At 52.4% G+C, this 521-nt stretch carries 1 pseudogene; it reads right to left on the bottom strand.

What is annotated here, in order from left to right:
* Positions 1–210: 210 nt before the first annotated feature.
* Positions 211–521, bottom strand: a pseudogene (locus HMPREF1627_RS00275) (metal-dependent transcriptional regulator); the annotation flags it as partial.

A 521-nucleotide genomic window follows, 5' to 3' on the forward strand; every position in this document is an offset into this window, starting at 1 on the left:
TGCAACGCCGCGTACGGGGCTGAGCGATTCAGTAATGTCCGTTAGAGGCGTCACGGGACGGCATGCTCGGCGGTGCCGTGCCTCGATCTTCTTAGCCAAAATATTCTCCCTTAGAAGGTGCCTTATTTAGGTTTTTGAGTAACAAATCCACTTTAACCAACTTGCACCCAAAATGTCACGTAACGATAACGAAGTTGTGAACAGTTCCACTTATTGATTACTCACCTGAACGAATATGTGCGGCTCAGCCCATTGCGGAACAGCCACGGATCCCTTTCCTTTCGCGGGTTTACCATTTTGAGACAGCATCAGCTCCCCGTCATTGAGGGTGATCGAGATCTCATCGCCTGGTCTCATTTTGATATCGTCGAGGGCGCTCAGCGCACCCACTTCCGATTGCACAGGCTCGCCCAGGCGGGCAAGTTCCGCGATCAAAGACTCACCTTCGGCAAGGCTGGCGTGAACATCTAAGAGGGATATGAGACCTTCAGGTAGTTCCCATTCCCCCGGTACCGGATTGC

This window comes from Actinomyces sp. S6-Spd3, from assembly GCF_000758755.1.
Classification (GTDB): Bacteria; Actinomycetota; Actinomycetes; order Actinomycetales; family Actinomycetaceae; genus Pauljensenia.